Raw genomic sequence first — 22,507 nt, 5'->3', positions numbered from 1 at the left:
GTGTCCAAAGAAAAGTTTGAGCGGAGCAAGCCGCACGTGAACGTGGGGACGATTGGCCATGTGGACCACGGGAAGACGACGCTGACGGCGGCGATCACGCGGGTGATGGCCTCGAAGTTCGGGGGCGAGTTCAAGGCCTACGACCAGATTGACTCGGCGCCGGAAGAGAAGGCGCGGGGGATCACGATCGCCACGGCGCACGTCGAATACGAATCGCCCAAGCGGCACTACGCGCACGTCGACTGTCCGGGGCACGCCGACTACATCAAGAACATGATCACCGGGGCGGCGCAGATGGACGGAGCGGTGCTGGTGGTGTCGGCGGCGGACGGGCCGATGCCGCAGACGCGGGAGCACATTTTGCTGGCGCGGCAGGTGGGCGTGCCCTACATCGTGGTGTATTTAAACAAAGCCGACATGGTGGACGACGCCGAGCTGTTGGAGCTGGTCGAGATGGAAGTGCGGGAGCTCTTGTCCAGCTACGACTTCCCCGGCGACGACCTGCCGATCGTCACCGGCTCGGCGCTGAAAGCGCTGGAAGGGGACGGCGGCGAGCTGGGGGAGCCCTCGATTTTCAAGCTGGTCGACGCCATGGACGCCTACATCCCGCAGCCGCAGCGCGAGATCGACAAGCCCTTTCTGATGCCGATCGAAGACGTGTTTTCGATCTCCGGGCGGGGCACGGTGGTGACCGGGCGGATCGAGCGGGGCAAGGTCAAGGTGGGCGAAGAGGTGGCCATCGTCGGCATCCGGCCCACGGTCAAGACCGTCTGCACCGGGGTGGAGATGTTCCGCAAGCTGCTCGACCAGGGCGAGGCCGGGGACAACGTTGGGGTGCTGCTGCGCGGCACCAAGCGGGACGAGGTGGAGCGGGGCCAGGTGCTGGCCAAGCCCAACACCATCACCCCGCACACCCACTTCGAAGCCGAGGTCTACGTGCTGTCCAAGGAAGAAGGCGGGCGGCACACCCCGTTTTTCAAGGGCTACCGGCCGCAGTTTTACTTCCGCACCACCGACGTGACCGGCTCGGTCGACCTGCCCGAAGGGGTCGAGATGGTGATGCCCGGCGACAACGTGCGCATGACCATCAACCTGATCGCGCCGATCGCCATGGACGAGGGCTTGCGCTTCGCCATCCGCGAGGGCGGCCGCACCGTCGGCGCCGGCGTCGTCGCTAAAATCATCGAGTGAGCGCCATGACCACCAGCCAGCGTATCCGCATCCGCCTGAAGGCTTTCGACCACCGGTTGATCGATCAGTCGGCGCGGGAGATCGTCGAAACGGCCAAGCGTACCGGCGCTCAGGTGCGCGGTCCCATCCCGCTGCCGACCAAGATGGAACGCTTCACGCTATTGATTTCGCCGCACGTCAATAAGGACGCGCGCGACCAGTACGAGCTGCGCACCCACAAGCGTCTGATGGATATCGTGGATCCCACTGACAAGACAGTCGATGCGCTGATGAAGCTCGATCTCGCCGCCGGCGTGGACGTGCAGATCAAGCTGAACTAGACGCGACTCATGCGGCTCATGAGGGGCGGCCTTCCCCTCCTCTGACCGGCGGTTATCGATTGAGAGGTTTACTAAAATGGCACTAGGACTCGTCGGCCGCAAGGCTGGTATGACGCGCGTGTTCACGGAGGACGGCGCCTCGATTCCGGTTACCCTGATCGAGGTCGAACCCAACCGGGTGACGCAGGTCAAGACCGAACAAACCGATGGTTATCGGGCGCTGCAAGTGACGGTCGGCAGCCGCCGCGCCAGCCGGGTGACCAAAGCCATGACCGGCCATTTCGCCAAGGCGGGCGTCGCTGCGGGTCGCGGTTTGTGGGAGTTTCGCCTGAGCGGCGATGAGGGCGCGGGCCTTGAAGTCGGCGCCGAGTTGAAAGTGGATTTGTTCCAGGCCGGACAGAAAGTCGATGTGACCGGCACCAGCATCGGCAAGGGTTTTGCCGGCGCCATCAAGCGCCATCATTTCCGCAGCCAACGCGCCACCCACGGCAACTCGCTGTCGCATCGCGCGCCGGGTTCCATCGGCCAGAACCAGAGTCCCGGCCGGGTGTTCAAGGGCAAGAAGATGGCCGGTCACCTGGGCGCGGCCCAGCGCTGCACGCAGAATCTGGAAGTGGTCCGGGTGGATGTCGAGCGCAACTTGTTGGCGATCAAGGGCGCGGTGCCCGGCGCCAAGGGTGGCGATGTCCTGGTCAGGCCCGCCGTCAAAGTGCGTCGCTAAGGAGCCGTCATGGAACTTCAGATCAAGAACCCGAGCGGCGCGGCCGGGCAGTTGAGCGTCTCCGACGAGACCTTTACCCGGCCGTTCAACGAAGCGCTGGTCCATCAAGTGGTGGTCGCCTATCTGGCCGGCGCCCGCGCCGGTACCCGCGCTCAGAAGAACCGCGCCCAAGTCAGGGGCGGCGGCATCAAACCGTTCCGCCAAAAGGGCACCGGCCGCGCCCGCGCCGGCACCACCCGCGGTCCGCTGTGGCGGGGCGGCGGCGTGACCTTCGCGGCCCGGCCGCAAGATCATTCGCAAAAGGTCAACAAGAAGATGTACCGCGCCGCCATGCGCGCCATCTTCTCGGAACTGCTGCGCCAGGAGCGCTTGCTGGTGGTCGACACGCTCGAATTTCCCGAGATCAAGACCAAGCGGATGATCGCTCACTTGGCCTCCCTGGGCCTGGCCGATCAAGGCCGCATACTGCTGGTGAGCGAAGAGGTGGATCTCAACCTGTATCTATCGGCCCGTAACCTGCACAACGTGGCGGTGAGCGATGTGGTCGGCTTGGACCCGGTGGCTTTGGTGGGGTCCGATAAGGTCGTGATGACGACGGGCGCCTTGCGGCGCGTCGGGGAGTGGCTGGCATGAACAATCAGGAGCGGTTGCTGCAAATTCTGTTGGCCCCGCACGTGTCCGAGAAAACCAACCGGCTGGCCGAGCGGCACAATCAGGTGGTGTTCAAGGTGTTGCCGGACGCCAGCAAACCGGAAATCAAGGGCGCCGTCGAGATGCTGTTCAACGTCAAGGTCAAAAACGTCACGGTGCTCAACGTCAAAGGCAAGCGCAAGCGCTTCGGGGCCTCCTACGGACGGCGTTCGGACTGGAAGAAAGCCTACGTATCCTTGGAAGCCGGCCACGAGATCGACTTCCTGGTGGCGGAGTGAGGGCGGCCTTCGCCCCGGTATGTGAGAAAAAGGTAAACCCCAATGCCCATCGTCAAGACCAAACCGACTTCGCCCGGCCGGCGCTTCGTGGTCAAAGTGGTCACGCCCGGCCTGCACAAGGGCCGGCCCCACGCACCGTTGCTGGAAAAACAAACCCGCAACGGCGGCCGCAACAACATGGGCCGCATCACCACCCGGCATCAGGGCGGCGGTCACAAGCAGCACTATCGGTTGATCGATTTCAAGCGGGATAAGGACAACATTCCGGCGCGGGTCGAGCGGCTGGAATACGATCCGAACCGCAGCGCCCACATCGCGCTGTTGCTCTACGCCGACGGCGAACGCCGGTACATCATCGCGCCGCGCGGCGTCGGAGTCGGCGCGGCGCTGCTGTCCGGTCCGGCCGCGCCGATCAAGCCGGGCAACACCTTGCCGTTGCGCAGCGTGCCGGTCGGCAGTCAGGTGCACTGCGTGGAATTCCGGCCCGGCAAGGGCGCGCAGATCGCCCGCAGCGCCGGCGCCTCCGTGCAACTGGTGGCCCGCGAGGGCAGCTATGCGACCTTGCGCTTGCGTTCCGGGGAAATCCGCAAAGTCCATGTCGACTGCAAGGCGACCATCGGCGAGGTCGGCAACGAAGAACACAACCTGCGCTCCTTCGGCAAGGCCGGGGCCAAGCGCTGGCAAGGCATCCGGCCGACCGTGCGCGGCGTGGCGATGAATCCGGTGGATCACCCGCACGGCGGCGGCGAGGGCCGCACCTCCGGCGGCCGCCACCCGGTTTCGCCCTGGGGCTTGCCGACCAAGGGCCACAAGACCCGTTCGAACAAGCGCACCGATAAGTTCATCGTGCGCCGGCGTAAAGCGAAATGATGCAGAGTGCCGTCCGGCTTGAGAGCGACGGCCGCCCCCGCCGAATTGCGGGCGGGCAACCGAGAGGATAAGTAACGTGCCACGTTCGATTAAAAAAGGACCGTTTGTCGATCTCCACCTGATCAAGAAAGTGGAGCAGGCGGTTGCGACCAACACCAAACGACCGATCAAAACGTGGTCGCGGCGTTCGATGATCCTGCCCGACATGGTGGGCTTGACCATCGCCGTCCACAACGGCCGCCAGCACGTCCCGATCCTGATCACTGAAAACATGGTCGGTCACAAACTGGGCGAGTTTGCCGCCACCCGCACTTATCGCGGTCATGCCGCCGATAAAAAAGCGAAATAGGGAGCGTTCCATGCAAGCCGTCGCCATTATGAAACAAGCCCGCATTTCGCCGCAGAAAGCCCGGCTGGTGGCCGATCAGGTCCGCGACCTGCCGGTGAGCCGCGCCCTGGAAATCCTGCGCTTCAGCAATAAGAAAGCGGCCCAGCTGATCAAGAATGTACTGGAATCAGCCATCGCCAACGCCGAACACAACGAAGGCGCCGATATCGATGAGTTGAAGGTCGCCACGATTTGCGTGGATGGCGGCCCGGTGCTGAAGCGTATGCACGCCCGCGCCAAGGGCCGCGGTAACCGGGTCCTCAAACGGACCAGCCATATCACCGTGACCGTCGCCGAATAATCAGGAGCGAGCAGACATGGGCCAGAAAGTCCACCCCACAGGCATACGGTTGGGCATCGCCTCCGACTGGACGTCCAAGTGGTATGCCGGTAGCAAGAGCTATCCCGATCTGTTGGAAACGGATCTCCAGGTGCGCCAGTATTTGAAAAAGAAGCTGGCCAACGCCTCGGTCAGCCGGATTCAGATCGAGCGGCCGGCCCGCTTGGCGCGCATCACCATCCACACCGCCCGCCCCGGCGTGGTCATCGGCAAGAAAGGCGAGGATATCGAGGCGCTGCGCCGCGATGTGTCGCGGATGATGGGGCTGGATATCAAGGACTTGCAAATTAACATCGAGGAAATCCGCAAGCCGGAGCTCGACGCGCAACTGGTGGCCGAGAGCATCGCCCAACAGCTGGAGCGGCGGATCATGTTCCGCCGGGCGATGAAGCGGGCGGTGGCCAACGCGATGCGGCTGGGGGCGCTGGGGATTAAAATTCAAGTGTCCGGCCGGCTGAACGGCGCCGAAATCGCCCGCAGCGAGTGGACCCGCGAGGGCCGGGTGCCGTTGCACACCTTGCGCGCCAATATCGATTATGGCTTGGCTGAAGCCCAAACCACCTACGGCGTGATCGGCATCAAGGTCTGGATTTTCCGGGGTGAAGTCTTTGGTTTCGAGCGCCCGGGCGAGCTGAAGTCCGACAAGGCGGCCGCCGGTTGAATTAGAGGGTTACGGAACTCCGCGCGAAACCGCGGAGTTCCTTCGTTATAGACGAGACAGACTATGTTACAGCCGAAAAGAACGAAATTCCGAAAACAGCGCAAGGGGCGCAATACCGGTGTCGCGACCAGCGGTACTGGGGTCAGTTTCGGCGAGTACGGGCTGAAGTGCACCACGCGCGGGATGTTGACCGCCCGCCAGATCGAGGCGGCGCGGCGCGCCATCAACCGCTACATCAAACGCGGCGGCAAGGTGTGGATCCGCATTTTCCCGGACAAACCCGTCACCAAGAAACCGCTGGAAGTGCGCATGGGCAGCGGCAAGGGCAACGTCGAATTTTGGGTGGCCAGGGTCAAGCCCGGCCGGGTGTTGTATGAGGTGGAGGGAGTGGACGAAACCATCGCCCGCGAAGCATTTCGCTTGGCGGCGGCCAAGCTCCCGGTGCAGACGATTTTCGTGACCCGGACGGTGATGTGATGAACGCGAGCGAATTGCGGCAAAAAACTCGGGATGAATTGCAGCAGGAACTGCTGGCGCTATTGCGCGAACAGTTCAACCTGCGGATGCAGCGGGCCACGGGTCAGACCAGCAAGCCCCATCTGTTCCGACAGGCGCGGCGCAACATCGCGCGGGTCAAAATGGTGTTGAGCGAGAAGGCGGACAAGGCATGACGGCGGAAACTCAGGCGGAGCGCACCCTGACCGGGCGCGTCACCAGCAACAAGATGGACAAGACCATCACCGTGGCCGTCGAACGGCTGGTCAAACATCCCGTTTACGGTAAATACATCCGGCGCACCACCAAGCTGCACGCCCACGACGAGCAAAACCAGTGTCGGGAAGGCGATTTGGTGACGATCAAACAGTGTCGCCCGCTAGCCAAGACCAAGGCTTGGACTCTGGTCGGGGTCATCGAGCGCGCCCAATGATCGCCACGGTTCGGTATGGCGCCGGCGGCCGGCTGGTATTTTCCAAACTCCGCGAACGGAATGGTCAACCATGATTCAGATGCAAACGATGTTGGAAGTCGCCGATAACAGCGGCGCCCGCCGGCTGATGTGCATCAAGGTGCTGGGCGGTTCGCACCGCCGGTACGCGCATATCGGCGACGTCATCAAAGTCAGCGTCAAGGACGCGATCCCGCGCGGCAAGGTCAGCAAGGGCGAGGTTTACAACGCCGTGGTGGTGCGGACCCGCAAGGGCGTGCGCCGGCCGGACGGCTCGCTGATCCGCTTCGACGGCAATGCGGCGGTGCTGCTCAACAACAAACTGGAGCCGATCGGCACCCGCATCTTCGGGCCGGTCACCCGCGAGCTGCGCGGCGAGCGATTCATGAAAATCATTTCCCTGGCCCCGGAAGTGCTGTGAGGCGGGAGGAAGGCGGCAATGCGTAGAATTCGAAAGGACGATGAAATCATCGTCATCGCCGGCAAGGACAAAGGCCGGCGCGGCAAGGTGGTGCGGATGGTGGATGGCGAGCGCGTCATCGTCACCGGCATCAATATGATCAAGCGCCACACCAAGCCCAATCCGGCGCGCAATATCGCCGGCGGCATCGTCGAGCGCGAGGCGGCGGTTCACGTCTCTAACGTGATGCTGTTCAACCCCGTCACCAAGAAGGGCGATCGCATCGGTTTCAAAGTGCTGGAGGACGGCCGTAAGGTGCGCTACTTCAAGTCCAACAACGAAGTCGTGGATGTCTGAGGAAACGGCCATGGTCCGACTGCAACAATTTTATCGCGAGACGGTGGCGCCGAAGCTGCGCGAGCAATTCAACTATCAAAACGTCATGGAAGTGCCGTGCATCACCAAGGTCACGTTGAACATGGGCGTCGGCGAGGCGGTGGCCGACAAGAAGATCATGGAGCACGCGGTCGGCAACCTGACGCAAATCGCCGGTCAGAAACCGATCGTGACGCTGTCGCGCAAGTCCATCGCCGGATTCAAGATCCGCGCCGGCTGGCCGATCGGCTGCAAGGTGACGTTGCGACGCGACCGCATGTATGAATTTCTGGACCGGCTGATCAACGTCGCCATCCCGCGCATCCGCGACTTTCGCGGTTTCAGCGCCAAGGCTTTCGACGGCCGCGGCAACTACAGCCTCGGCGTGCGGGAACAAATCATCTTCCCGGAAATCGATTACGACAAAATCGACGCCATCCGCGGCCTCGATATCACCATCACCACCACCGCGCGCACCGACGAAGAAGGCCGCGCGCTGCTGGCGGCGTTCAATTTTCCGTTCAGAAATTAAGGCTTGGAGTCAGAGCGCCATGGCGAAACAGAGTATGATCAACCGCGAAGCCAAGCGGGTGCGCGTCGTCGGACGCTATGCCGCCAAGCGCGCGGAATTGAAGGAAGCGATTCGCGATCCGGCCACGGACGACGCGCGGCGGCGGGACGCGCAGCGGCAACTGCAGGCCTTACCGCGCGACGCCAGCCCGGTACGCTTGCACAACCGCTGTCGGCTGACCGGCCGGCCCCACGGCTTTTATCGCAAATTCGGTTTGGCCCGCAACAAGCTGCGGGAAGCGGCCATGCGCGGCGACGTGCCGGGCCTGCACAAGGCAAGCTGGTGAACTCCCAACCCGGCGAATTCGATCCAACACTTAAGTTCAGGGCTTGCCCCGCCGCCGGCGGTGGTCCCGCGACTGACCCTTGGAGTAGAGAACCATCATGAGTATGACGGACCCCATCGCGGACATGCTGACGCGTATCCGCAATGCCCAGGCCGCCGCCAAGACCCAGGCGAGTATGCCGTCTTCAAAATTGAAACTGGCCGTCGCTAAGGTGCTACGCGATGAAGGTTATATCACCGATTTCACGGTGGCGCGCAACCCGGCCAACCAGCCGGAATTGACCGTCGTGCTGAAATATTTCGAAGGCCGGCCGGTCATCGACCGAATCGAGCGGGTCAGCCGCCCCGGCCGGCGGGTGTTTCGCGGCAAGGATGAGTTGCCCAAGGTGATGAACGGCTTGGGTGTGGCCATCGTGTCCACCCCGCAGGGGTTGATGAGCGACCGCGCGGCGCGGGCGGCCGGTCACGGCGGCGAAGTGCTGTGCGTGGTGGCCTAAGGGAGCAACGTCATGGCAAGCGTACTCAAGGAAAACAAAATTCGCACCTCGCGAGTCGGTAAGAAACCGATTCCGGTGCCGGCCGGCGTCACCGCCACCATCGAGGGTCAGCAGGTGACTCTCAAGGGTAAGAACGGTTCGGCGCAGCTGGCGGTCCATGCCTGGGTGGAAGTCCGGCAGGACGGCGGCGAGCTGAAGGTCAATCCGCGCGTGCTGACCAACGAGGCCAAATACCGGGCGATGACCGGCACCATGCGCGCCTTGCTCAACAACATGGTGACCGGCGTCAGTCAAGGGTTTCAGCGCAAGCTGCAACTGGTCGGGGTGGGTTACAAGGCGCAAGCCCAGGGCAAGGTGTTGAACCTGACCTTGGGATTTTCCCATCCGGTCGAATTCGCGGTGCCGGACGGCATCACCATTCAGACCCCCACTCAGACCGAAATCATCATTCAGGGCGTGGATAAACAGCAGGTCGGCGAGGTCGCCGCCAAGATCCGCGCCTACCGGCCGCCCGAGCCTTACAAGGGTAAGGGCGTGCGTTATTCGGATGAGACCATCATCCTGAAAGAAGCCAAGAAGAAGTAAGGACTCGCCATGGACAAGAAAGCAGCCGACAAGAAAGCCGCGCGCCAGCGACGCGGGTTGCGAGCCCGATACAAGATTCGCGAGCTGGGCGTGCATCGCCTGTGCGTGCATCGCACGCCGACGCATATTTACGCCCAGATCATCCTGCCGGAGCGGGGCGGCGACCGCACTTTGGCGGCGGCTTCCACTCTGGAACCGGCGCTGCGGCAGGGCCTCAAAAGCACCGGCGACATCGCGGCGGCCAAGGTGGTCGGCAAAGCCATCGCCGAAAAGGCCAAGGCCATCGGCATCGCTCAAGTCGCCTTCGATCGCTCCGGCTTCATGTATCACGGTCGGGTCAAGGCGCTGGCCGATGCCGCCCGCGAGAACGGTTTGGAGTTTTAAGGAACACACAGCATGGCGATGAACGTAGAAGGTTCCCAGAATACCGACGGCCTGCAAGAGAAACTGATCGCCGTCAACCGCGTGGCTAAGGTCGTCAAAGGCGGCCGGCAATTCGGCTTCACCGCGCTGACCGTGGTGGGCGATGGCAACGGCCGGGTCGGGCTGGGCTACGGTAAGGCCCGCGAAGTGCCGATGGCCATTCAAAAAGCCATGGACAAGGCCCGCAAGAACATGTGTAAGGTCCCGTTGAACGGCACCACCTTACAGTATCCGATCACCGCCGAGCACGGTGCGGCGCACGTCTTCATGCAACCGGCGTCGGAAGGGACCGGGATCATCGCCGGCGGCGCCATGCGCGCCGTGTTCGAAGTGGTGGGCGTCAAGGACGTATTGGCCAAGTGCATCGGGTCGCGCAACCCCATCAATGTGGTGCGGGCGACCATCCACGGACTGAGCGTCATGAAATCCCCCGATTACCAAGCCGCCAAACGCGGTAAAACCGTCGACGACATTCGGAGTTGAGGACCATGGCCGGCAAAGTGAAAGTGACCTTGGTCAAGAGCGCGCACGGGCGTCTGGCCGCGCATCAGGCCTGCGTGCGGGGCTTGGGCTTGCGCAAGACCCAGAGCAGCGCGGTGGTGATCGATACCCCAGAAAACCGGGGCATGATCCGCAAGGTGTCGTATCTTTTGAAAGTCGAGGAGGCTTGACCCCATGCGTCTCAATACCCTGAAGCCCGCTCCCGGCAGCCGGCCGGACCCGCAGCGGGTCGGGCGCGGCATCGGTTCCGGGCTCGGCAAGACCGCCGGACGCGGCCACAAGGGCCAGCACGCGCGGGCCGGCGGCTATCACAAGGTCGGTTTTGAAGGCGGTCAGATGCCGTTGCAACGGCGCTTGCCCAAGCGCGGCTTTCACTCCATGAAAGCCAAGGACACCGCCGAGATCCGCTTGGGCGCCTTGAACAAAGTCCAGGCCGAGATCATCGATCTGGCGGCGCTCAAAGCGGCCAATCTGGCGCCGATTTTTGCCAAACAAGCCAAGGTGATCCTTTCCGGCAAGCTGACCCAGGCCGTGAAGCTGCGTGGTTTGGCGGCCACCAAGGGCGCTCGCGAGGCGATACTGGCGGCTGGCGGGACGATCCTTGAGTAACTAATTATGGCGACCGCCCTGCCGGATCTCGGCAAAATGACCGAATTGCGCCAGCGCCTGCTGTTTTTGCTGGGGGCGCTGGTGGTGTTTCGCATCGGCACGCATATTCCGGTGCCGGGTATCGACCCGCACGCCATGGCGCAATTGTTCGACCAGCAGCGCGGCACCATCCTGGATATGTTCAACATGTTCTCCGGCGGCGCGCTCAGCCGGTTGAGTATTTTCGCGCTGGGGGTGATGCCGTACATCTCGGCCTCCATCATCCTGCAACTGATGTCGATGGTGGTGCCGTCCCTGGAGCAGTTGCGCAAGGAGGGCGGGGCGGCCGGCCGCCATAAGCTGACCCGCTACACCCGTTACCTAACGGTGGTTTTGGCGACGTTTCAGGCCGTCGGCGTGAGCGTGGCCTTGCAAAATCAGATGGTCGGCGGCGGTTCGGTGGTGATCGCGCCGGGCGTCGGTTTCATCGTGACCTCGACCATCAGCTTGGTGACCGGAACGCTGTTTTTGATGTGGTTGGGCGAACAGGTGACCGAACGCGGGATCGGCAACGGCATCTCGATGCTGATTTTCGCCGGTATCGTCGCCGGGTTGCCGCACGCGGTGGGGGGGACCTTGGAATTGGCCCGCACCGGCGAATTGCATGTCATGCTGGTGCTGTTCCTGTTGGCGGTGACGGTGCTGGTGACCGGTTTCGTGGTGTTCGTCGAGCGCGGCCAGCGGCGGATTACGGTCAATTACGCCAAACGCCAGCAGGGCCGGCGGATGTATGCGGCGCAGACCACCCATTTGCCGCTGAAATTGAATATGTCAGGCGTGATTCCGCCCATTTTCGCCTCCAGCCTGATTTTGTTTCCGGCGACCTTGGGCAGTTGGTTCGGCAATGCGCCGCACATGGAATGGTTGCGGGATCTCAGTTCGACCCTTTCGCCAGGACAGCCGCTTTACGTGTTGTTCTATGCGGGTCTGATCATCTTCTTTTGCTTTTTTTACACCGCCTTGGTTTTCAATTCCAAGGAGACCGCCGACAATTTGAAAAAGTCGGGCGCTTTCATTCCGGGGATCCGGCCAGGCGCTCAGACCGCCAGCTATATCGACAAGGTGCTGACTCGTTTGACCCTGATCGGCGCCGTCTACATTACCGCGGTTTGTTTGTTGCCTGAGTTCTTGATCCTGTATTGGCGGGTGCCGTTCTATTTTGGCGGTACTTCGTTATTGATTATCGTGGTGGTGGTCATGGACTTCATGGCACAGGTTCAGGCGCATTTGATGTCGCATCAATACGAAAGCCTGTTGAAAAAGAGCAGCTTCAAGGGTCAAGGTTTGATGCGGTGACGGCTGCCGTCACCGTTTGGTCCGCGCCGCCGGTTTTCGGAGGGCGCCCGTCAAGTTTGGAGAACAACGTTGAAAGTGCGTGCCTCAGTTAAAAAAATCTGTCGTAACTGCAAGATCATCCGGCGCGACCGCGTGGTGCGGGTGATTTGCAAAGACGCCCGTCACAAGCAGCGGCAGGGCTGAATCACGATTTATGATTGCTTTACCGCGCTGGGTAAGCTAAATTCCCGTTCTTTGCGCGGCAGGCACCCAGTCGGTGGGAGGAGCTTTACAGCATGGCCCGTATTGCAGGTATCAACATTCCGGTCAACAAACATACCGCCATCGCGTTGCAAGCGATTTACGGGATCGGCAACACCCGCGCCCATCAGATTTGCAGGGCTGCCCAGGTTGCTCCGGAGGCTAAGGTTCGCGATTTGAATGAAGCGCAAGTGGACGCGCTGCGCGCCGAAGTGGGCAAATATATCGTCGAAGGCGATCTGCGCCGTGAAGTGTCCATGAGCATCAAGCGGTTGATGGACCTGGGTTGCTACCGCGGGCTGCGCCACCGGCGCGGGTTGCCGGTACGCGGCCAGCGCACCCGCACCAACGCCCGGACGCGCAAGGGCCCCCGCCGCGCGGTTCGCAAGTAAACCGTCTGAATTGTTTGGAATGCCGCTGGCATAGGTTGGAGCATGGCAAAACCGGTTACCAAGACGCGCAAGCGCGTCAAGAAAAATGTGGTGGATGGCATCGCCCATATCCACGCCTCATTCAATAACACCATCATCACGATCACGGATCGTCAGGGCAACGCGCTCGGTTGGGCGACCTCGGGGGGTTCGGGCTTTCGCGGCTCCCGCAAGAGCACGCCGTTCGCGGCGCAAGTGGCCGCCGAACGGGTCGGTAACGTGGTTAAGGAATTCGGGGTCAAGAACCTGGAGGTCAATGTCAAGGGGCCGGGCCCCGGTCGGGAATCCGCCGTGCGCGCCCTGAATGCCGCCGGCTTCAAGATCATGAGCATCATGGACGTGACGCCGATCCCTCATAATGGGTGCCGTCCCCCGAAACGCCGTCGCGTCTAGTCCAGGAGTCATACCGTGGCGAGATATCTCGGTCCCAAGTGCAAGTTAAGCCGCCGGGAAGGGGTGGATTTATTCTTAAAGTCCGCCGCCCGACCCATCGAGTCCAAATGCAATCTGGAGCGGCCGCCCGGCCAGCACGGCGCGCGGCGTCCCCGCTTGTCCGACTATGGTTTGCAGCTGCGCGAAAAACAGAAGCTGCGTCGGATTTACGGCGTGTTGGAGCGGCAGTTCCTCAATTATTACAAGGAAGCCGCGCGCCGCAAGGGCTCCACCGGTGAGAATTTGTTGCGGCTGCTGGAGTGCCGTCTGGACAACGTCGTCTATCGGATGGGGTTTGGCAGCACCCGTGCCGAAGCGCGGCAATTGGTATCCCACCGGGCGATTACCGTCAATGGCCAGCGAGTCAACATCCCGTCCTATCAGGTCAAGCCGGAAGACGTGGTGGCGGTTCATGAAAACAGTCGCCCCCAGACCCGTATCCAGTACTCGCTGCAACTCGCCCAAGGCCACGGATTCGCCGAGTGGGTGGACGTAGACGTGAGCAAGATGAGCGGGGTGTTCAAACGGATTCCCGATCGTGGGGATTTGCCCCCCGATATCAACGAATCATTGGTCGTGGAGCTTTACTCCAAGTGATCGACTCCGAGGGAAAGCGGATGGTGGGTGCATTTGATTTGCTAAAACCGACCCGTGTCGAGGTGGAAAAGCTGGCCCCTCGGTTGGCGCAAGTCACCGTGGAACCGCTGGAGCGCGGCTTTGGCTACACGCTCGGTAATGCCTTGCGCCGGATTTTGCTCTCTTCCATTCCCGGCGCCGCTATCGTCGAGTGTGAAATCGAACAAGTGCTGCATGAGTACTCCACCATCGAGGGTGTGCAGGAGGATGTCATCGACATCCTGCTCAATCTTAAGGGCGTGGCGGTGATCTTGCAGGAAGGGGCCGAGGAAGCGCATCTGACTTTGACCAAAAAGGGTCCGGGGCCGGTGGTGGCCGGGGATATCGAGGTCAGCCATGCCGTTGAGATCATCAATCCCGAGCATGTCATCGCCCATCTGACCAAGAGCGGCGAACTGAGCATGCGGCTCAAGGTGGAGCGCGGCTGCGGTTATTCGCCCGCGACCCAGCGCGAAGGCGTCGAGAGTGAGACGCGCTCCATCGGTCGGTTGCGGCTGGATGCATCCTTCAGCCCGATCGAGCGGATCAGCTATCGGGTTGAAAGCGCCCGCGTCGAGCAGCGCACCAATCTGGATAAGTTGGTCCTGACGCTGGAAACCAACGGCACTATCGATCCTGAGGAGGCGATCCGCACCGCCGCCCGCATTCTGTTGGATCAGTTATCGGTGTTCGTCGATCTGAAGGGCAAGCGCGACGAACCGCTGCCCCCGCCGCCGGTGGATATCGACCCCGTACTGATGCAGCCGGTCGATGACCTGGAGCTGACCGTGCGTTCGGCGAACTGCCTGAAGGCAGAGAGCATCTATTATATCGGCGATCTGGTGCAGCGGACGGAATCGGAATTGCTCAAAACGCCGAATCTCGGCAAGAAATCCTTGACGGAGATCAAGGATGTGCTGGCGAAATATAAGTTGTCGCTCGGTATGAAGATCGATAACTGGCCGCCGCCCAATCTGAATCTGGAACAGGCCGCCGAGCAACGCAATGCGGCGGCGCGGCGGTCGAGCAACGCCTTGGCCGGCGATGTCCTGGAGATCGATAAGGCCTCCAAGCTGGATGCGCGGCTGGGCGCTGAGCCGGACGACGCCGAGGATTGAGAACTCGCGTCGGTTGGTCTTCCTCCTTGAGATTTTGTGAACATCCGTTTTTAGGTTTTTAAGGAATTGGTATCATGCGCCATCGCAAAGCCGGTCGTAAACTCAATCGCACCAGCAGCCATCGTAAGGCCATGCTGCGCAACATGGCCGCTTCGCTGTTCACGCACGAGGTCATTCGGACCACCTTGCCTAAGGCCAAGGAATTGCGTCGGGTCGCCGAACCGTTGATTACCCTATCCAAGCAAGATAGCGTTGCCCACCGGCGGCTGGCGTTCGACCGCTTGCGCGACCGCGGGGTGGTGACCAAGCTGTTCAACGAACTCGGGCCGCGCTTTCAAGCGCGTCCGGGCGGTTATTTGCGCATTTTGAAGTGTGGGTTTCGGGTCGGTGACAACGCGCCCTTGGCCTATGTCGAGCTGTTGGACCGGCCAAGGGCCACTGCGGCGGCCGAGTGAGCGCTCGCTACCGTAAGCTACCTAACAAGCCGGCATTCGCCGGCTTTTTTACAGCGGCGCGCCAAGCGGACTTGATATTCCAAAGCGTCGCTGGGGTGCGGGACGGTCACCGTGGCAGCCTTCATCCGCCGTCGAGCGAGCGACGAAGCTCGACCGGCGTGCAATAGCCTCCTGTCATCTCTAGCTGGAGACAGCTTCGCGCAGTTGAAGGCTGAGTCCCTGGATGACCAAAAGGTTATAGCGCGCTTCGATCCTGTCTTGATAGGGTCCGAAGCATTCGCCGAGGATCTTGAACCACCATCCACCTCGTTCGAACCAAACGAAGGGATGTTTGAATTTGTAGTTTCCACGCATGTCGTCAACCTCTCACCTGTAAATGCCATCCGCAGGCGAACCCATCTGGCGAAATTCATCATATCCTTGGACATCGCTTGCTGTTGACTGTCCGCTTGTGGGATCGAACACCGTCAAGCAACTCAAGCATAATGGTAGTTGATGAGCGCGCGCTGAACAGGCAGTTCCATCACGCTAGAAACGGCGACTCAACTTAATCTAATAACAGCACAAATACCGCTTTGTTGCAATGCAGAATAAGCGAAATTGCTAGGAAATTGACCGGTGGCGGGCCGCTTTCGACGGCCAGCGCCAGTAAAGAGGTGAGAAAGCGTGGCGTCGTGCGGGATTCAATCGATTTGGAGCAGCAGTTTTCCGATGTGACGGTTGGATTCCATCAAGACGTGGGCGGCGGCGGCTTCAGTCAGCGGAAAAACCTGGTGGATGACGGGCTTGATCGCACCTTGAGCGACGAGCGGCCAGACGGTTGTTTGCAGCTTTTGAGCGATGAGCGCCTTGTCCGCGACCGGCCGGGCGCGCAGGGTGGAACCGGTGATGGTGAGCCGCTTCATCATCACCGGCGCCAGATTCAATTCCATTTTGGCCCCGCGCAGGAAGGCGATATACACCAGCCGGCCATCCACCGCCAGCGCGCTGAGATTGCGTTGTACGTAATCGCCGCCGACCATATCGAGAATGACATCAACTCCGCGGTTGTCGGTCAGCGCTTTGCTCGCTCGGACAAAATCGTCCTGACGGTAGTCGATGGCCCGCTCGGCACCCAACTCCAGACAAGCCTGGATTTTTTCAGGACCGCCAACCGTGGCGAACACGCGCGACCCCAAAGCCTTGGCGAGCTGGATCGCCGTGGTGCCGATGCCGCTGGTGCCGCCGTGAACCAACAGCGTTTCGCCGGGTTGCAACCGCGCTCGGTCGTAGAGGTTGCTCCAGACCGTGAAGAAGGTTTCCGGTAGGGCGGCAGCTTGTTGGAGGGTCAAGCCGGCCGGTACTGGCAGGCATTGCAGCACGGGCGCGGTGCAGTATTCGGCGTAGCCGCCTCCGGTCAGCAAGGCGCAGACTCGATCGCCGATTTTCCAGGTCTCGACCTCTTCACCCAACGCGACGACCGTGCCGGCCACTTCCAGACCGGGGATGTCGGACGCGCCTGGCGGCGGCGGATAGCCGCCCTGTCGCTGCAAGCAATCGGGGCGGTTGACGCCAGCGGTAGCCACCTTAATCAGAACCTCACCGGTTGCCGGTTGGGGTAGCGGACGCTGGCGGGGAACCAGGTTTTCCGGGCCGCCGGGTTCGGTGATTTCGATGACCGTCATCTGGTCGGGCAATTTTGAATTCATCAGACAGTCTCGGACAGGTTTGGGGTGAGCGCTGGAAGTGGGCGAGCTCACTTCAAGAGCATTTAGAGTCGCCGCAGTTGAGGCAGGTCAGACAGCCGTCCATCACGATGACCGCCTTGGTCTGGCATTTTCCGCACAAGGTCGATTCCGGGGGAAAGCTGTCTTCGCCCGCATCCTCGATGGCTTTCATCCCGACTTCATACTTGTTGCGTTGCTCGACGATGAGCTTGCGCTGGTGCGCGTCTGGGGTATCTGCTTCCAGCAAGCCGATCGAGCGCATGTGCGATTCGATGACATCGCCGATTTCCGCGACCAGCGAAGGCATATACTTGCCGCCTTTCTTGAAGTAGCCGCCTTTGGGATCGAACACCGAGCGCATTTCTTCCACCAGAAAGGTGCAATCGCCACCTTTGCGAAACACGGCGGAGATGATGCGAGTCAGGGCGACGATCCATTGAAAATGCTCCATCGCCTTAGAATTGATGAAGATTTCGAAAGGGCGACGCACCTCGTGCTCGGTGCCGCGATTGAGGATGATGTCATTGATGGTGATGTAAAGAGCGTGATCCGATAGCGGGGTTTTGACCTTGTAGGTCGCCCCGGACAGCGTTTCGGGTCGGGCCACGCTTTCGTGCATGTGCTGCACGGGATCGGCCGGGGGGCTTGTCAGCGCCGGCGAGGCTTGGTCGGGTTTGACAACGTGGTAAGCGACGATTTTTTTGTCGATTTTGATGGCCATATCATGCCTCCAATGCCGGTCGGCGCCGTGGGATTTCACCATTTACCATAATAGCCTTCCTTGAGGGCGTCGAATAAGTTAGCGGCGGTGTGAGTTTCACCGTCATATTCGATCTCGTCGCTTCCCTTGACCTCGATTTCCGAGCCATCCTCCAGCACAAAGCGATAGAGGGTGTTCGCCAAATCCTGTTCCTTGACCAGCACGCCCTGAAAGGCGGAAGGATTGAAACGGAAGGTCGTGCAGCCCTTCAAGCCTTGTTCGTAAGCGTACAGATAGATGTCCTTGAAATCCTCATAGGGGAAATCGGGCGGTACGTTGGCCGTTTTAGAAATACTGGAGTCGATCCACTTCTGAGCGGCGGCTTGAATGTCCACATGCTGTTTCGGGCTGACCGCATCGGCGGCGATGAAATAATCGGGCAAGCGTTGTGCGGGCGTTTCAGAGTCGGGTATGGCCTTGGGATTGACCAGATGCCGGTAAGCCAGCAGCTCGAAGGAAAAGACATCGACTTTTTCCTTGGTTTTCTTGCCCGGTCGGATGACGTTGCGGAAATAGTGATGGGCGAAGCTGGGCTCGATGCCGTTGCTGGCGTTGTTGGCCAGCGACAGCGCGATGGTGCCGGTGGGTGCGATCGAACTGTGATGGGTGAAGCGCGCGCCGACGCGGGCCAGCTCCTCGACCAAGTCCGGCTCGATCTCCGCCACCTGCTGGAAATAGCAGCTATAGCGGGCGTGCAGCACCTTGCCCTTGACCGTATCGCCCTCCTTGAAACCGTCGCGGGCCAGTTCCGGGCGCTTGCGCAACATTGCGGGGGTGATGGTGAACTCCTGTTCGAGGATCGGGGCTGGGCCTTTTTCACGCGCCAGTGCCAACGCGACCCGCCAGCCGGTCAGCGCCATTTCCCGAGTGACCTGTTCGGTGAAAGCCAGCGATTCCGGCGAGCCGTACTTCATGCGCAGCATGGTCAAGGTGGAGCCCAGCCCCAAGTAACCCATGCCGTGCCGGCGCTTGCCGAGGATTTCCTGGCGCTGCCGCTCTAGCGGCAGGCCGTTGATCTCTACCACGTTATCGAGCATCCGAGTAAAAATGGCGACAACGTTTTGATAGGTTTCCCAATCGAAACGGGCTTCCTCTGTAAAGGGATTTTGGACGAATTGGGTGAGATTGATCGATCCTAAAAGGCAAGAGCCATAGGGTGGGAGAGTTTGTTCGCCACAAGGATTCGTCGCCCGAATGTTCTCGCAAAACCAGTTATTATTCATCTCGTTGGCACGGTCGATCAAGATGAATCCCGGCTCGGCGTAATCGTAGGTGGAGGCCATGATCACGTCCCATAGCCGGCGGGCGCGGATTTTTCGATAAATCTTGCAGGCCACTTGACCTGCTTCGTTGACCGTCAAGCCCTCCGTGGTCGGCCAGTCGCGCCAGACGATTTGCTCGGGGTCGCGCAGGTCGATACGGTCCTGTTCGACTTCCTTAGCCAGCAGCGGAAACGCCAGCAGCCAGTCGGTATCGTGCTTGACCGCTTCCATGAACTCGCGAGTGATCAACAGCGACAGGTTGAATTGCCGCAAGCGGCCCGCTTCACGCTTGGCGCGAACGAACTCCATGACATCGGGATGGCCGACGTCAAAGGTGCCCATCTGCGCGCCTCGCCGCCCCCCGGCCGAAGACACCGTGAAACACATCTTGTCGTAGATATCCATGAACGACAGCGGTCCTGATGTGTAAGCGCCCGCGCCCGAGACATAAGCGCCGCGCGGCCGCAAGGTCGAAAACTCGTAACCGATCCCAGCCCCCGATTTGAGGGTCAAGCCTGCCTCATGAACTTTACGCAAAATCGCATCCATCGAATCGCAAATGGTTCCCGAGACTGTACAATTGATGGTGGAAGTGGCGGGCTTGTGCTCCCAGGCGCCGGCGTTGGAGATGATGCGGCCGGCCGGAATGGCCCCGTGCCGCAAGGCCCATAAAAATTTTTCATGCCATAGCGCGCGTAGTTCCGGGGTGACTTCCACCTCCGCTAGTGCCTTGGCCACGCGCTGGTAAGTGCCGTCGATGGTTTCATCGACCGAACGCCCATCCTTGGCCTTGAGACGGTATTTTTTGTCCCAAATATCCCAGGACGCTGGTTGCAACGGCACATCGGCGGCGGCGGTCGGACGGTCTACGGGGTGCAGATGGGCAGTTTTCATGGCCGGTGTTCTCCCTGGACTTGCGATTCGTGAATGGCGATTTATGAATTGCCCGGCTCGCTGCTGTCAGCCTCGGCCGAATCCTGTCTTGATGCAGGTTCGCCAGATTCTAGAGGATGCTGAAAAAAATTCCAGAAAATTTCTATATGCTGTGGTGTTGTTTGTTAGATACTACAATATAATGTGTTTTTAGGTTTAATTAAGCCGTTGTTTCAACTGACAATCGACCCCGATGAAGAAAGTGTTCGGAGACGGAAGCAGGGCTGAGTGGAAACCTTGTTGTCTAAGGGGTGGCACCAGTGGTATAACCGGCTAAAATTCTGCTGATCATCGCCGATATACGGATACAAAAAGCCGAGGGAGTAACCATGAAAATCTCTTATGCGACTCTACTAATCTTGTGCCTGGGTCTGGGGGCCTGTGCATCCCAAGTGCCAGTTGCAACAACTTACCCCATATCGTTCCAAAGGAAGATGCAGGCCGCCGAACATTGGGACATCTTGGCTGCCGATGTGGCCAATCGGCTGCGCGATACGTTGCTGATCGGCCCGGCCCCCGCTGCTGGCCAGCCATCAAAATACTCCGTCGCCTTGCACATCCAGCCGCCCCAATATAACAGCGAATTTGGCGTGGCGTTTCATAACCTGTTGATCACCCACCTTTTAGAGCAAGGGTTCCTGGTCAGTGAGAATCCGACGGACGGTTGCTACGAGGTGACCTATGGGATTCAGGTCGTGACGCATAAGGATCGCGGCTTCATCCGGCCGATGCCCGGCTTGTTCACCGCGCTGACCGGCAGCGTGCTGGTGTTGCGCGCCACCGGTGATAACAATCCGGCGACCGCCGCGATGCTGGGGGCGGTCGGTCTGGATGTGGCGACCGGGTATATTACCGACAATCCGAACAGCGAGATCATCATGACCACGTCGGTGATGAACGGTGCGCGTTACATCACCCGGCTGCGGGACATTTACTACATCAGCGACAACAACGTCGATCAGTACATCGCTCACGCGCCGGCGCCGGTGACCACCCGCATCGTGGAGATGGTTGGATGCCCTTCGGGTATCCAATGCCAGTGACCCGCCGTGGCTCGATTTGGATCACAGAGGTAGTGAGACTATGAATTGGAATGTAATGGGCTTGCGCGGGGCGGCGACGTTGTTGGTCGCGTTCAGCTTGGGAATTCTGGGGTGCGCTTCGTCGTCCGACGACTTGCCTGCCCGTCCGATCGTGCAGGATGCCAACTTGGTCGATGCCAACTATAAGGCGGCCGATGCGTTGTTGGCGCGGGCGCCTTGGCTTAAGGAGCGTCACGAGCCATTGTTGGCGGCCACGTTCGTGGACATCAACAATCTTGACACGTCATCGGGTTTGGGCCGGGTGATCGGCGAACAGCTCGGCTCCAAGTTCGCGCAACAGGGGTTCACGGTGGTCGAGATCAAGATGCGCAACAACATCTTTATCAAGGAAGGGGCCGGTGAATTCGCGCTGTCGCGGTCGATCCGGGAGATCAGCCAATCGCACAACGCCGCCGCCGTCATCGTGGGAACGTATGCCGTCGCCCGGCAATCGGTGTTCGTCCAAGCGCGGCTGATCCGCGCCATCGACAACCTGATTTTGTCGTCTTACGATTACGTATTGCCACTCGGTCCCGACGCCAAGGCATTGTTGGCCGCGCAGTAGTTTGCCGCGGGCCGGGTTCTCGGTCCGGTTCGGTCTTCTTTTCGCCAAACGCCCTTTCCGCTTCAGGGGAAGGGCGTTTTTGTCTTAGGGCGGTCCGGCCGATGGCTCGGTCAGCCCCAGATTCTGGCAAACCGCCAGTGTCGGCTCCGACCGATTCAGCGTATAGAAGTGCAAGCCGGGCGCGCCACCCTCCAGCAGGCGCCGGCATAACTCGGTGACGATCTCCAAGCCATAGGCGCGAATGGCCTCAAGATCGTCGCCGTGGCTTTCCAGCCGCCGGCGGATCCAGCGCGGGATTTCCGCCCCGCAATTGTCTGAAAAGCGAGCCAGTTGGATGAGGTTGGTAATCGGCATGATACCGGGCACGATGGGTAAGTCCACGCCGAGTTTTTCACAGTCGTCCACAAAGTGGAAATAGGATTCCGGATTATAGAAATATTGGGTGATGGCGCTGTTGGCGCCGGCTTCGACCTTGCGCTTGAAATTGAGTAGATCGCGCGTGGCGCTCGTGGCTTGCGGATGAAATTCCGGATAAGCCGCAACCTCGATGTGAAAGTGATCGCCGGTTTCGGCGCGGATGAACGCCACCAATTCGTTGGCATAGCGGAACTCGCCGAACTCGCGCATACCGGACGGTAGGTCGCCCCGTAGCGCCACGAGGTGGCGGATCCCTTGGCCGCGATAGGTTTCGAGAATGTCCCGGATGCCCGCGCGGGTGGAGGCCACACAGGTCAGGTGCGGAGCGGCATCCACGCCGCTGTTCGCCCGGATGCCTTGGACCGCCTGGAAGGTGCGCTCGCGGGTCGAACCTCCCGCGCCGTAAGTCACCGAAAAAAAAGTCGGCTGTATCCGCATCAGCGCGCGGCGCGCGGCGGCCAATTTGCCCATGCCTTCATCGGTGTTGGGCGGGAAAAATTCACAACTGAAAATCTTGGGATGGCGTTTCTGGGATTCCATGAGC

35 protein-coding genes are annotated in these 22,507 nt (G+C 60.7%); 31 read left to right on the top strand and 4 right to left on the bottom strand.

What is annotated here, in order from left to right; translation table 11 throughout:
• The 29 genes from tuf (at position 1) to rplQ (ending at position 15,238) form a co-directional block, all read left to right on the top strand.
• Entirely contained in the window at positions 1–1,191 is a 1,191-nt protein-coding gene (tuf, locus tag IPK09_09745) for an elongation factor Tu (GenBank protein MBK7983896.1), read from the top strand.
• 5 nt (positions 1,192–1,196) lie between these two features.
• Positions 1,197–1,511, top strand: a complete 315-nt coding sequence (gene rpsJ / locus IPK09_09740; GenBank protein MBK7983895.1) for a 30S ribosomal protein S10 — start codon at positions 1,197–1,199, stop codon at positions 1,509–1,511.
• Between the two features lie 76 nt (positions 1,512–1,587).
• Positions 1,588–2,232 (top strand): 50S ribosomal protein L3, encoded by a 645-nt coding sequence (gene rplC / locus IPK09_09735; protein MBK7983894.1) that lies wholly within the window; start codon positions 1,588–1,590, stop codon positions 2,230–2,232.
• Positions 2,233–2,241: 9 nt separating this feature from the next.
• Positions 2,242–2,865: a 50S ribosomal protein L4 gene (rplD, locus tag IPK09_09730; protein MBK7983893.1), complete on the top strand. Its 624-nt coding sequence runs from the start codon at positions 2,242–2,244 to the stop codon at positions 2,863–2,865.
• The gene (gene rplW, locus IPK09_09725) at positions 2,862–3,161 is read left to right on the top strand and encodes a 50S ribosomal protein L23 (protein MBK7983892.1); all 300 of its coding nucleotides are present in this window, start codon (positions 2,862–2,864) and stop codon (positions 3,159–3,161) included. The genes rplD and rplW overlap by 4 nt, the downstream gene beginning before the upstream one ends.
• A gap of 42 nt (positions 3,162–3,203) precedes the next feature.
• The gene (gene rplB, locus IPK09_09720; GenBank protein MBK7983891.1) at positions 3,204–4,031 is read left to right on the top strand and encodes a 50S ribosomal protein L2; all 828 of its coding nucleotides are present in this window, start codon (positions 3,204–3,206) and stop codon (positions 4,029–4,031) included.
• A 76-nt stretch (positions 4,032–4,107) separates the two neighbouring features.
• A complete protein-coding gene (rpsS, locus tag IPK09_09715; protein ID MBK7983890.1) occupies positions 4,108–4,380 on the top strand; it encodes a 30S ribosomal protein S19 in 273 nt (90 codons plus the stop codon).
• Positions 4,381–4,390: 10 nt separating this feature from the next.
• Positions 4,391–4,720, top strand: coding sequence for a 50S ribosomal protein L22 (gene rplV, locus IPK09_09710; protein MBK7983889.1), 330 nt, complete (start codon positions 4,391–4,393; stop codon positions 4,718–4,720).
• Between the two features lie 16 nt (positions 4,721–4,736).
• Complete coding sequence (rpsC, locus tag IPK09_09705; protein MBK7983888.1) at positions 4,737–5,420, top strand: 30S ribosomal protein S3; 684 nt, start codon at positions 4,737–4,739, stop codon at positions 5,418–5,420.
• Positions 5,421–5,483: 63 nt separating this feature from the next.
• Positions 5,484–5,897, top strand: a complete 414-nt coding sequence (rplP, locus tag IPK09_09700; GenBank protein MBK7983887.1) for a 50S ribosomal protein L16 — start codon at positions 5,484–5,486, stop codon at positions 5,895–5,897.
• Positions 5,897–6,091, top strand: a complete 195-nt coding sequence (gene rpmC, locus IPK09_09695) for a 50S ribosomal protein L29 (protein ID MBK7983886.1) — start codon at positions 5,897–5,899, stop codon at positions 6,089–6,091. Before rplP ends, rpmC begins: the two co-directional genes overlap by 1 nt.
• Positions 6,088–6,348 (top strand): 30S ribosomal protein S17, encoded by a 261-nt coding sequence (gene rpsQ / locus IPK09_09690; GenBank protein ID MBK7983885.1) that lies wholly within the window; start codon positions 6,088–6,090, stop codon positions 6,346–6,348. Before rpmC ends, rpsQ begins: the two co-directional genes overlap by 4 nt.
• 70 nt (positions 6,349–6,418) lie before the next feature.
• Entirely contained in the window at positions 6,419–6,787 is a 369-nt protein-coding gene (gene rplN / locus IPK09_09685) for a 50S ribosomal protein L14 (protein ID MBK7983884.1), read from the top strand.
• 18 nt (positions 6,788–6,805) lie between these two features.
• Positions 6,806–7,123 (top strand): 50S ribosomal protein L24, encoded by a 318-nt coding sequence (rplX, locus tag IPK09_09680; GenBank protein ID MBK7983883.1) that lies wholly within the window; start codon positions 6,806–6,808, stop codon positions 7,121–7,123.
• Between the two features lie 10 nt (positions 7,124–7,133).
• Positions 7,134–7,673 carry a 50S ribosomal protein L5 gene (gene rplE / locus IPK09_09675; GenBank protein MBK7983882.1) on the top strand — a complete coding sequence of 180 codons (540 nt, stop codon included), beginning with the start codon at positions 7,134–7,136 and terminating at the stop codon, positions 7,671–7,673.
• Positions 7,674–7,692: 19 nt separating this feature from the next.
• Entirely contained in the window at positions 7,693–7,998 is a 306-nt protein-coding gene (gene rpsN, locus IPK09_09670) for a 30S ribosomal protein S14 (GenBank protein MBK7983881.1), read from the top strand.
• 97 nt (positions 7,999–8,095) lie between these two features.
• Positions 8,096–8,494 carry a 30S ribosomal protein S8 gene (gene rpsH, locus IPK09_09665; GenBank protein MBK7983880.1) on the top strand — a complete coding sequence of 133 codons (399 nt, stop codon included), beginning with the start codon at positions 8,096–8,098 and terminating at the stop codon, positions 8,492–8,494.
• A 12-nt stretch (positions 8,495–8,506) separates the two neighbouring features.
• Positions 8,507–9,079 carry a 50S ribosomal protein L6 gene (rplF, locus tag IPK09_09660; GenBank protein ID MBK7983879.1) on the top strand — a complete coding sequence of 191 codons (573 nt, stop codon included), beginning with the start codon at positions 8,507–8,509 and terminating at the stop codon, positions 9,077–9,079.
• A gap of 9 nt (positions 9,080–9,088) precedes the next feature.
• Positions 9,089–9,463 carry a 50S ribosomal protein L18 gene (rplR, locus tag IPK09_09655; GenBank protein MBK7983878.1) on the top strand — a complete coding sequence of 125 codons (375 nt, stop codon included), beginning with the start codon at positions 9,089–9,091 and terminating at the stop codon, positions 9,461–9,463.
• Between the two features lie 18 nt (positions 9,464–9,481).
• Positions 9,482–9,985 (top strand): 30S ribosomal protein S5, encoded by a 504-nt coding sequence (rpsE, locus tag IPK09_09650; GenBank protein MBK7983877.1) that lies wholly within the window; start codon positions 9,482–9,484, stop codon positions 9,983–9,985.
• Positions 9,986–9,990: 5 nt separating this feature from the next.
• Positions 9,991–10,173 carry a 50S ribosomal protein L30 gene (rpmD, locus tag IPK09_09645; protein ID MBK7983876.1) on the top strand — a complete coding sequence of 61 codons (183 nt, stop codon included), beginning with the start codon at positions 9,991–9,993 and terminating at the stop codon, positions 10,171–10,173.
• Between the two features lie 4 nt (positions 10,174–10,177).
• Positions 10,178–10,612 (top strand): 50S ribosomal protein L15, encoded by a 435-nt coding sequence (gene rplO, locus IPK09_09640; protein ID MBK7983875.1) that lies wholly within the window; start codon positions 10,178–10,180, stop codon positions 10,610–10,612.
• A gap of 6 nt (positions 10,613–10,618) precedes the next feature.
• A complete protein-coding gene (secY, locus tag IPK09_09635; protein ID MBK7983874.1) occupies positions 10,619–11,947 on the top strand; it encodes a preprotein translocase subunit SecY in 1,329 nt (442 codons plus the stop codon).
• A gap of 69 nt (positions 11,948–12,016) precedes the next feature.
• Positions 12,017–12,130, top strand: a complete 114-nt coding sequence (gene rpmJ, locus IPK09_09630; protein MBK7983873.1) for a 50S ribosomal protein L36 — start codon at positions 12,017–12,019, stop codon at positions 12,128–12,130.
• A 92-nt stretch (positions 12,131–12,222) separates the two neighbouring features.
• On the top strand, positions 12,223–12,579 hold the full coding sequence (rpsM, locus tag IPK09_09625; GenBank protein MBK7983872.1) for a 30S ribosomal protein S13: 357 nt from the start codon (positions 12,223–12,225) through the stop codon (positions 12,577–12,579).
• Between the two features lie 42 nt (positions 12,580–12,621).
• Positions 12,622–13,011, top strand: a complete 390-nt coding sequence (gene rpsK / locus IPK09_09620) for a 30S ribosomal protein S11 (GenBank protein MBK7983871.1) — start codon at positions 12,622–12,624, stop codon at positions 13,009–13,011.
• Positions 13,012–13,026: 15 nt separating this feature from the next.
• Positions 13,027–13,647, top strand: coding sequence for a 30S ribosomal protein S4 (gene rpsD, locus IPK09_09615; protein ID MBK7983870.1), 621 nt, complete (start codon positions 13,027–13,029; stop codon positions 13,645–13,647).
• 20 nt (positions 13,648–13,667) lie between these two features.
• Complete coding sequence (gene rpoA / locus IPK09_09610; protein ID MBK7983869.1) at positions 13,668–14,783, top strand: DNA-directed RNA polymerase subunit alpha; 1,116 nt, start codon at positions 13,668–13,670, stop codon at positions 14,781–14,783.
• Between the two features lie 74 nt (positions 14,784–14,857).
• The gene (rplQ, locus tag IPK09_09605) at positions 14,858–15,238 is read left to right on the top strand and encodes a 50S ribosomal protein L17 (protein MBK7983868.1); all 381 of its coding nucleotides are present in this window, start codon (positions 14,858–14,860) and stop codon (positions 15,236–15,238) included.
• A gap of 683 nt (positions 15,239–15,921) precedes the next feature.
• Here rplQ and IPK09_09600 read toward each other — a convergent pair.
• Genes IPK09_09600 through IPK09_09590 form a run of 3 tightly spaced genes read right to left on the bottom strand, consistent with a single transcriptional unit; the run spans position 15,922 to position 19,860 of the window.
• On the bottom strand, positions 15,922–16,926 hold the full coding sequence (locus IPK09_09600) for an NAD(P)H-quinone oxidoreductase (GenBank protein MBK7983867.1): 1,005 nt from the start codon (positions 16,924–16,926) through the stop codon (positions 15,922–15,924).
• 52 nt (positions 16,927–16,978) lie between these two features.
• The gene (locus IPK09_09595) at positions 16,979–17,665 is read right to left on the bottom strand and encodes an NrdJb (GenBank protein MBK7983866.1); all 687 of its coding nucleotides are present in this window, start codon (positions 17,663–17,665) and stop codon (positions 16,979–16,981) included.
• 35 nt (positions 17,666–17,700) lie between these two features.
• Positions 17,701–19,860, bottom strand: a complete 2,160-nt coding sequence (locus IPK09_09590) for an adenosylcobalamin-dependent ribonucleoside-diphosphate reductase (GenBank protein ID MBK7983865.1) — start codon at positions 19,858–19,860, stop codon at positions 17,701–17,703.
• A 473-nt stretch (positions 19,861–20,333) separates the two neighbouring features.
• On the opposite strand from IPK09_09590, the gene IPK09_09585 reads away from it, so the two are divergent.
• Complete coding sequence (locus tag IPK09_09585; GenBank protein MBK7983864.1) at positions 20,334–20,942, top strand: hypothetical protein; 609 nt, start codon at positions 20,334–20,336, stop codon at positions 20,940–20,942.
• A gap of 40 nt (positions 20,943–20,982) precedes the next feature.
• A complete protein-coding gene (locus IPK09_09580) occupies positions 20,983–21,546 on the top strand; it encodes a hypothetical protein (protein MBK7983863.1) in 564 nt (187 codons plus the stop codon).
• An 84-nt stretch (positions 21,547–21,630) separates the two neighbouring features.
• On the opposite strand, the gene metF is transcribed toward IPK09_09580, so the two are convergent.
• The gene (metF, locus tag IPK09_09575) at positions 21,631–22,503 is read right to left on the bottom strand and encodes a methylenetetrahydrofolate reductase [NAD(P)H] (protein MBK7983862.1); all 873 of its coding nucleotides are present in this window, start codon (positions 22,501–22,503) and stop codon (positions 21,631–21,633) included.
• Positions 22,504–22,507 lie beyond the last annotated feature (4 nt).

The organism is Candidatus Competibacteraceae bacterium, from assembly GCA_016713505.1.
In the GTDB taxonomy this organism is placed as follows: Bacteria; Pseudomonadota; Gammaproteobacteria; order Competibacterales; family Competibacteraceae; genus Competibacter_A.
Note: the sequence above shows the minus strand (reverse complement) of the source record. Positions and strands in the feature narration are given on the sequence as shown.

Excerpts from the sequence above, each read along its gene's own strand:
- IPK09_09600 (MBK7983867.1), bottom strand. The coding sequence starts at position 16,926 with ATGAATTCAAAATTGCCCGACCAGATGACGGTCATCGAAATCACCGAA.
- rpmC (MBK7983886.1), top strand. The coding sequence starts at position 5,897 with ATGAACGCGAGCGAATTGCGGCAAAAAACTCGGGATGAATTGCAGCAG.
- secY (MBK7983874.1), top strand. The coding sequence starts at position 10,619 with ATGGCGACCGCCCTGCCGGATCTCGGCAAAATGACCGAATTGCGCCAG.
- rplW (MBK7983892.1), top strand. The coding sequence starts at position 2,862 with ATGAACAATCAGGAGCGGTTGCTGCAAATTCTGTTGGCCCCGCACGTG.
- rplC (MBK7983894.1), top strand. The coding sequence starts at position 1,588 with ATGGCACTAGGACTCGTCGGCCGCAAGGCTGGTATGACGCGCGTGTTC.
- rpmD (MBK7983876.1), top strand. The coding sequence starts at position 9,991 with ATGGCCGGCAAAGTGAAAGTGACCTTGGTCAAGAGCGCGCACGGGCGT.
- rplE (MBK7983882.1), top strand. The coding sequence starts at position 7,134 with ATGGTCCGACTGCAACAATTTTATCGCGAGACGGTGGCGCCGAAGCTG.
- IPK09_09580 (MBK7983863.1), top strand. The coding sequence starts at position 20,983 with ATGAATTGGAATGTAATGGGCTTGCGCGGGGCGGCGACGTTGTTGGTC.
- rpsC (MBK7983888.1), top strand. The coding sequence starts at position 4,737 with ATGGGCCAGAAAGTCCACCCCACAGGCATACGGTTGGGCATCGCCTCC.
- rplN (MBK7983884.1), top strand. The coding sequence starts at position 6,419 with ATGATTCAGATGCAAACGATGTTGGAAGTCGCCGATAACAGCGGCGCC.
- rplR (MBK7983878.1), top strand. The coding sequence starts at position 9,089 with ATGGACAAGAAAGCAGCCGACAAGAAAGCCGCGCGCCAGCGACGCGGG.
- rplD (MBK7983893.1), top strand. The coding sequence starts at position 2,242 with ATGGAACTTCAGATCAAGAACCCGAGCGGCGCGGCCGGGCAGTTGAGC.
- rpoA (MBK7983869.1), top strand. The coding sequence starts at position 13,668 with ATGGTGGGTGCATTTGATTTGCTAAAACCGACCCGTGTCGAGGTGGAA.
- rplP (MBK7983887.1), top strand. The coding sequence starts at position 5,484 with ATGTTACAGCCGAAAAGAACGAAATTCCGAAAACAGCGCAAGGGGCGC.
- IPK09_09590 (MBK7983865.1), bottom strand. The coding sequence starts at position 19,860 with ATGAAAACTGCCCATCTGCACCCCGTAGACCGTCCGACCGCCGCCGCC.
- IPK09_09585 (MBK7983864.1), top strand. The coding sequence starts at position 20,334 with ATGCAGGCCGCCGAACATTGGGACATCTTGGCTGCCGATGTGGCCAAT.
- rplQ (MBK7983868.1), top strand. The coding sequence starts at position 14,858 with ATGCGCCATCGCAAAGCCGGTCGTAAACTCAATCGCACCAGCAGCCAT.
- rplF (MBK7983879.1), top strand. The coding sequence starts at position 8,507 with ATGGCAAGCGTACTCAAGGAAAACAAAATTCGCACCTCGCGAGTCGGT.
- rplO (MBK7983875.1), top strand. The coding sequence starts at position 10,178 with ATGCGTCTCAATACCCTGAAGCCCGCTCCCGGCAGCCGGCCGGACCCG.
- rplV (MBK7983889.1), top strand. The coding sequence starts at position 4,391 with ATGCAAGCCGTCGCCATTATGAAACAAGCCCGCATTTCGCCGCAGAAA.
- rpsH (MBK7983880.1), top strand. The coding sequence starts at position 8,096 with ATGAGTATGACGGACCCCATCGCGGACATGCTGACGCGTATCCGCAAT.
- rpsK (MBK7983871.1), top strand. The coding sequence starts at position 12,622 with ATGGCAAAACCGGTTACCAAGACGCGCAAGCGCGTCAAGAAAAATGTG.
- rplB (MBK7983891.1), top strand. The coding sequence starts at position 3,204 with ATGCCCATCGTCAAGACCAAACCGACTTCGCCCGGCCGGCGCTTCGTG.
- rpsN (MBK7983881.1), top strand. The coding sequence starts at position 7,693 with ATGGCGAAACAGAGTATGATCAACCGCGAAGCCAAGCGGGTGCGCGTC.
- rplX (MBK7983883.1), top strand. The coding sequence starts at position 6,806 with ATGCGTAGAATTCGAAAGGACGATGAAATCATCGTCATCGCCGGCAAG.
- rpsE (MBK7983877.1), top strand. The coding sequence starts at position 9,482 with ATGAACGTAGAAGGTTCCCAGAATACCGACGGCCTGCAAGAGAAACTG.
- rpsJ (MBK7983895.1), top strand. The coding sequence starts at position 1,197 with ATGACCACCAGCCAGCGTATCCGCATCCGCCTGAAGGCTTTCGACCAC.
- rpsQ (MBK7983885.1), top strand. The coding sequence starts at position 6,088 with ATGACGGCGGAAACTCAGGCGGAGCGCACCCTGACCGGGCGCGTCACC.
- metF (MBK7983862.1), bottom strand. The coding sequence starts at position 22,503 with ATGGAATCCCAGAAACGCCATCCCAAGATTTTCAGTTGTGAATTTTTC.
- rpsM (MBK7983872.1), top strand. The coding sequence starts at position 12,223 with ATGGCCCGTATTGCAGGTATCAACATTCCGGTCAACAAACATACCGCC.
- IPK09_09595 (MBK7983866.1), bottom strand. The coding sequence starts at position 17,665 with ATGGCCATCAAAATCGACAAAAAAATCGTCGCTTACCACGTTGTCAAA.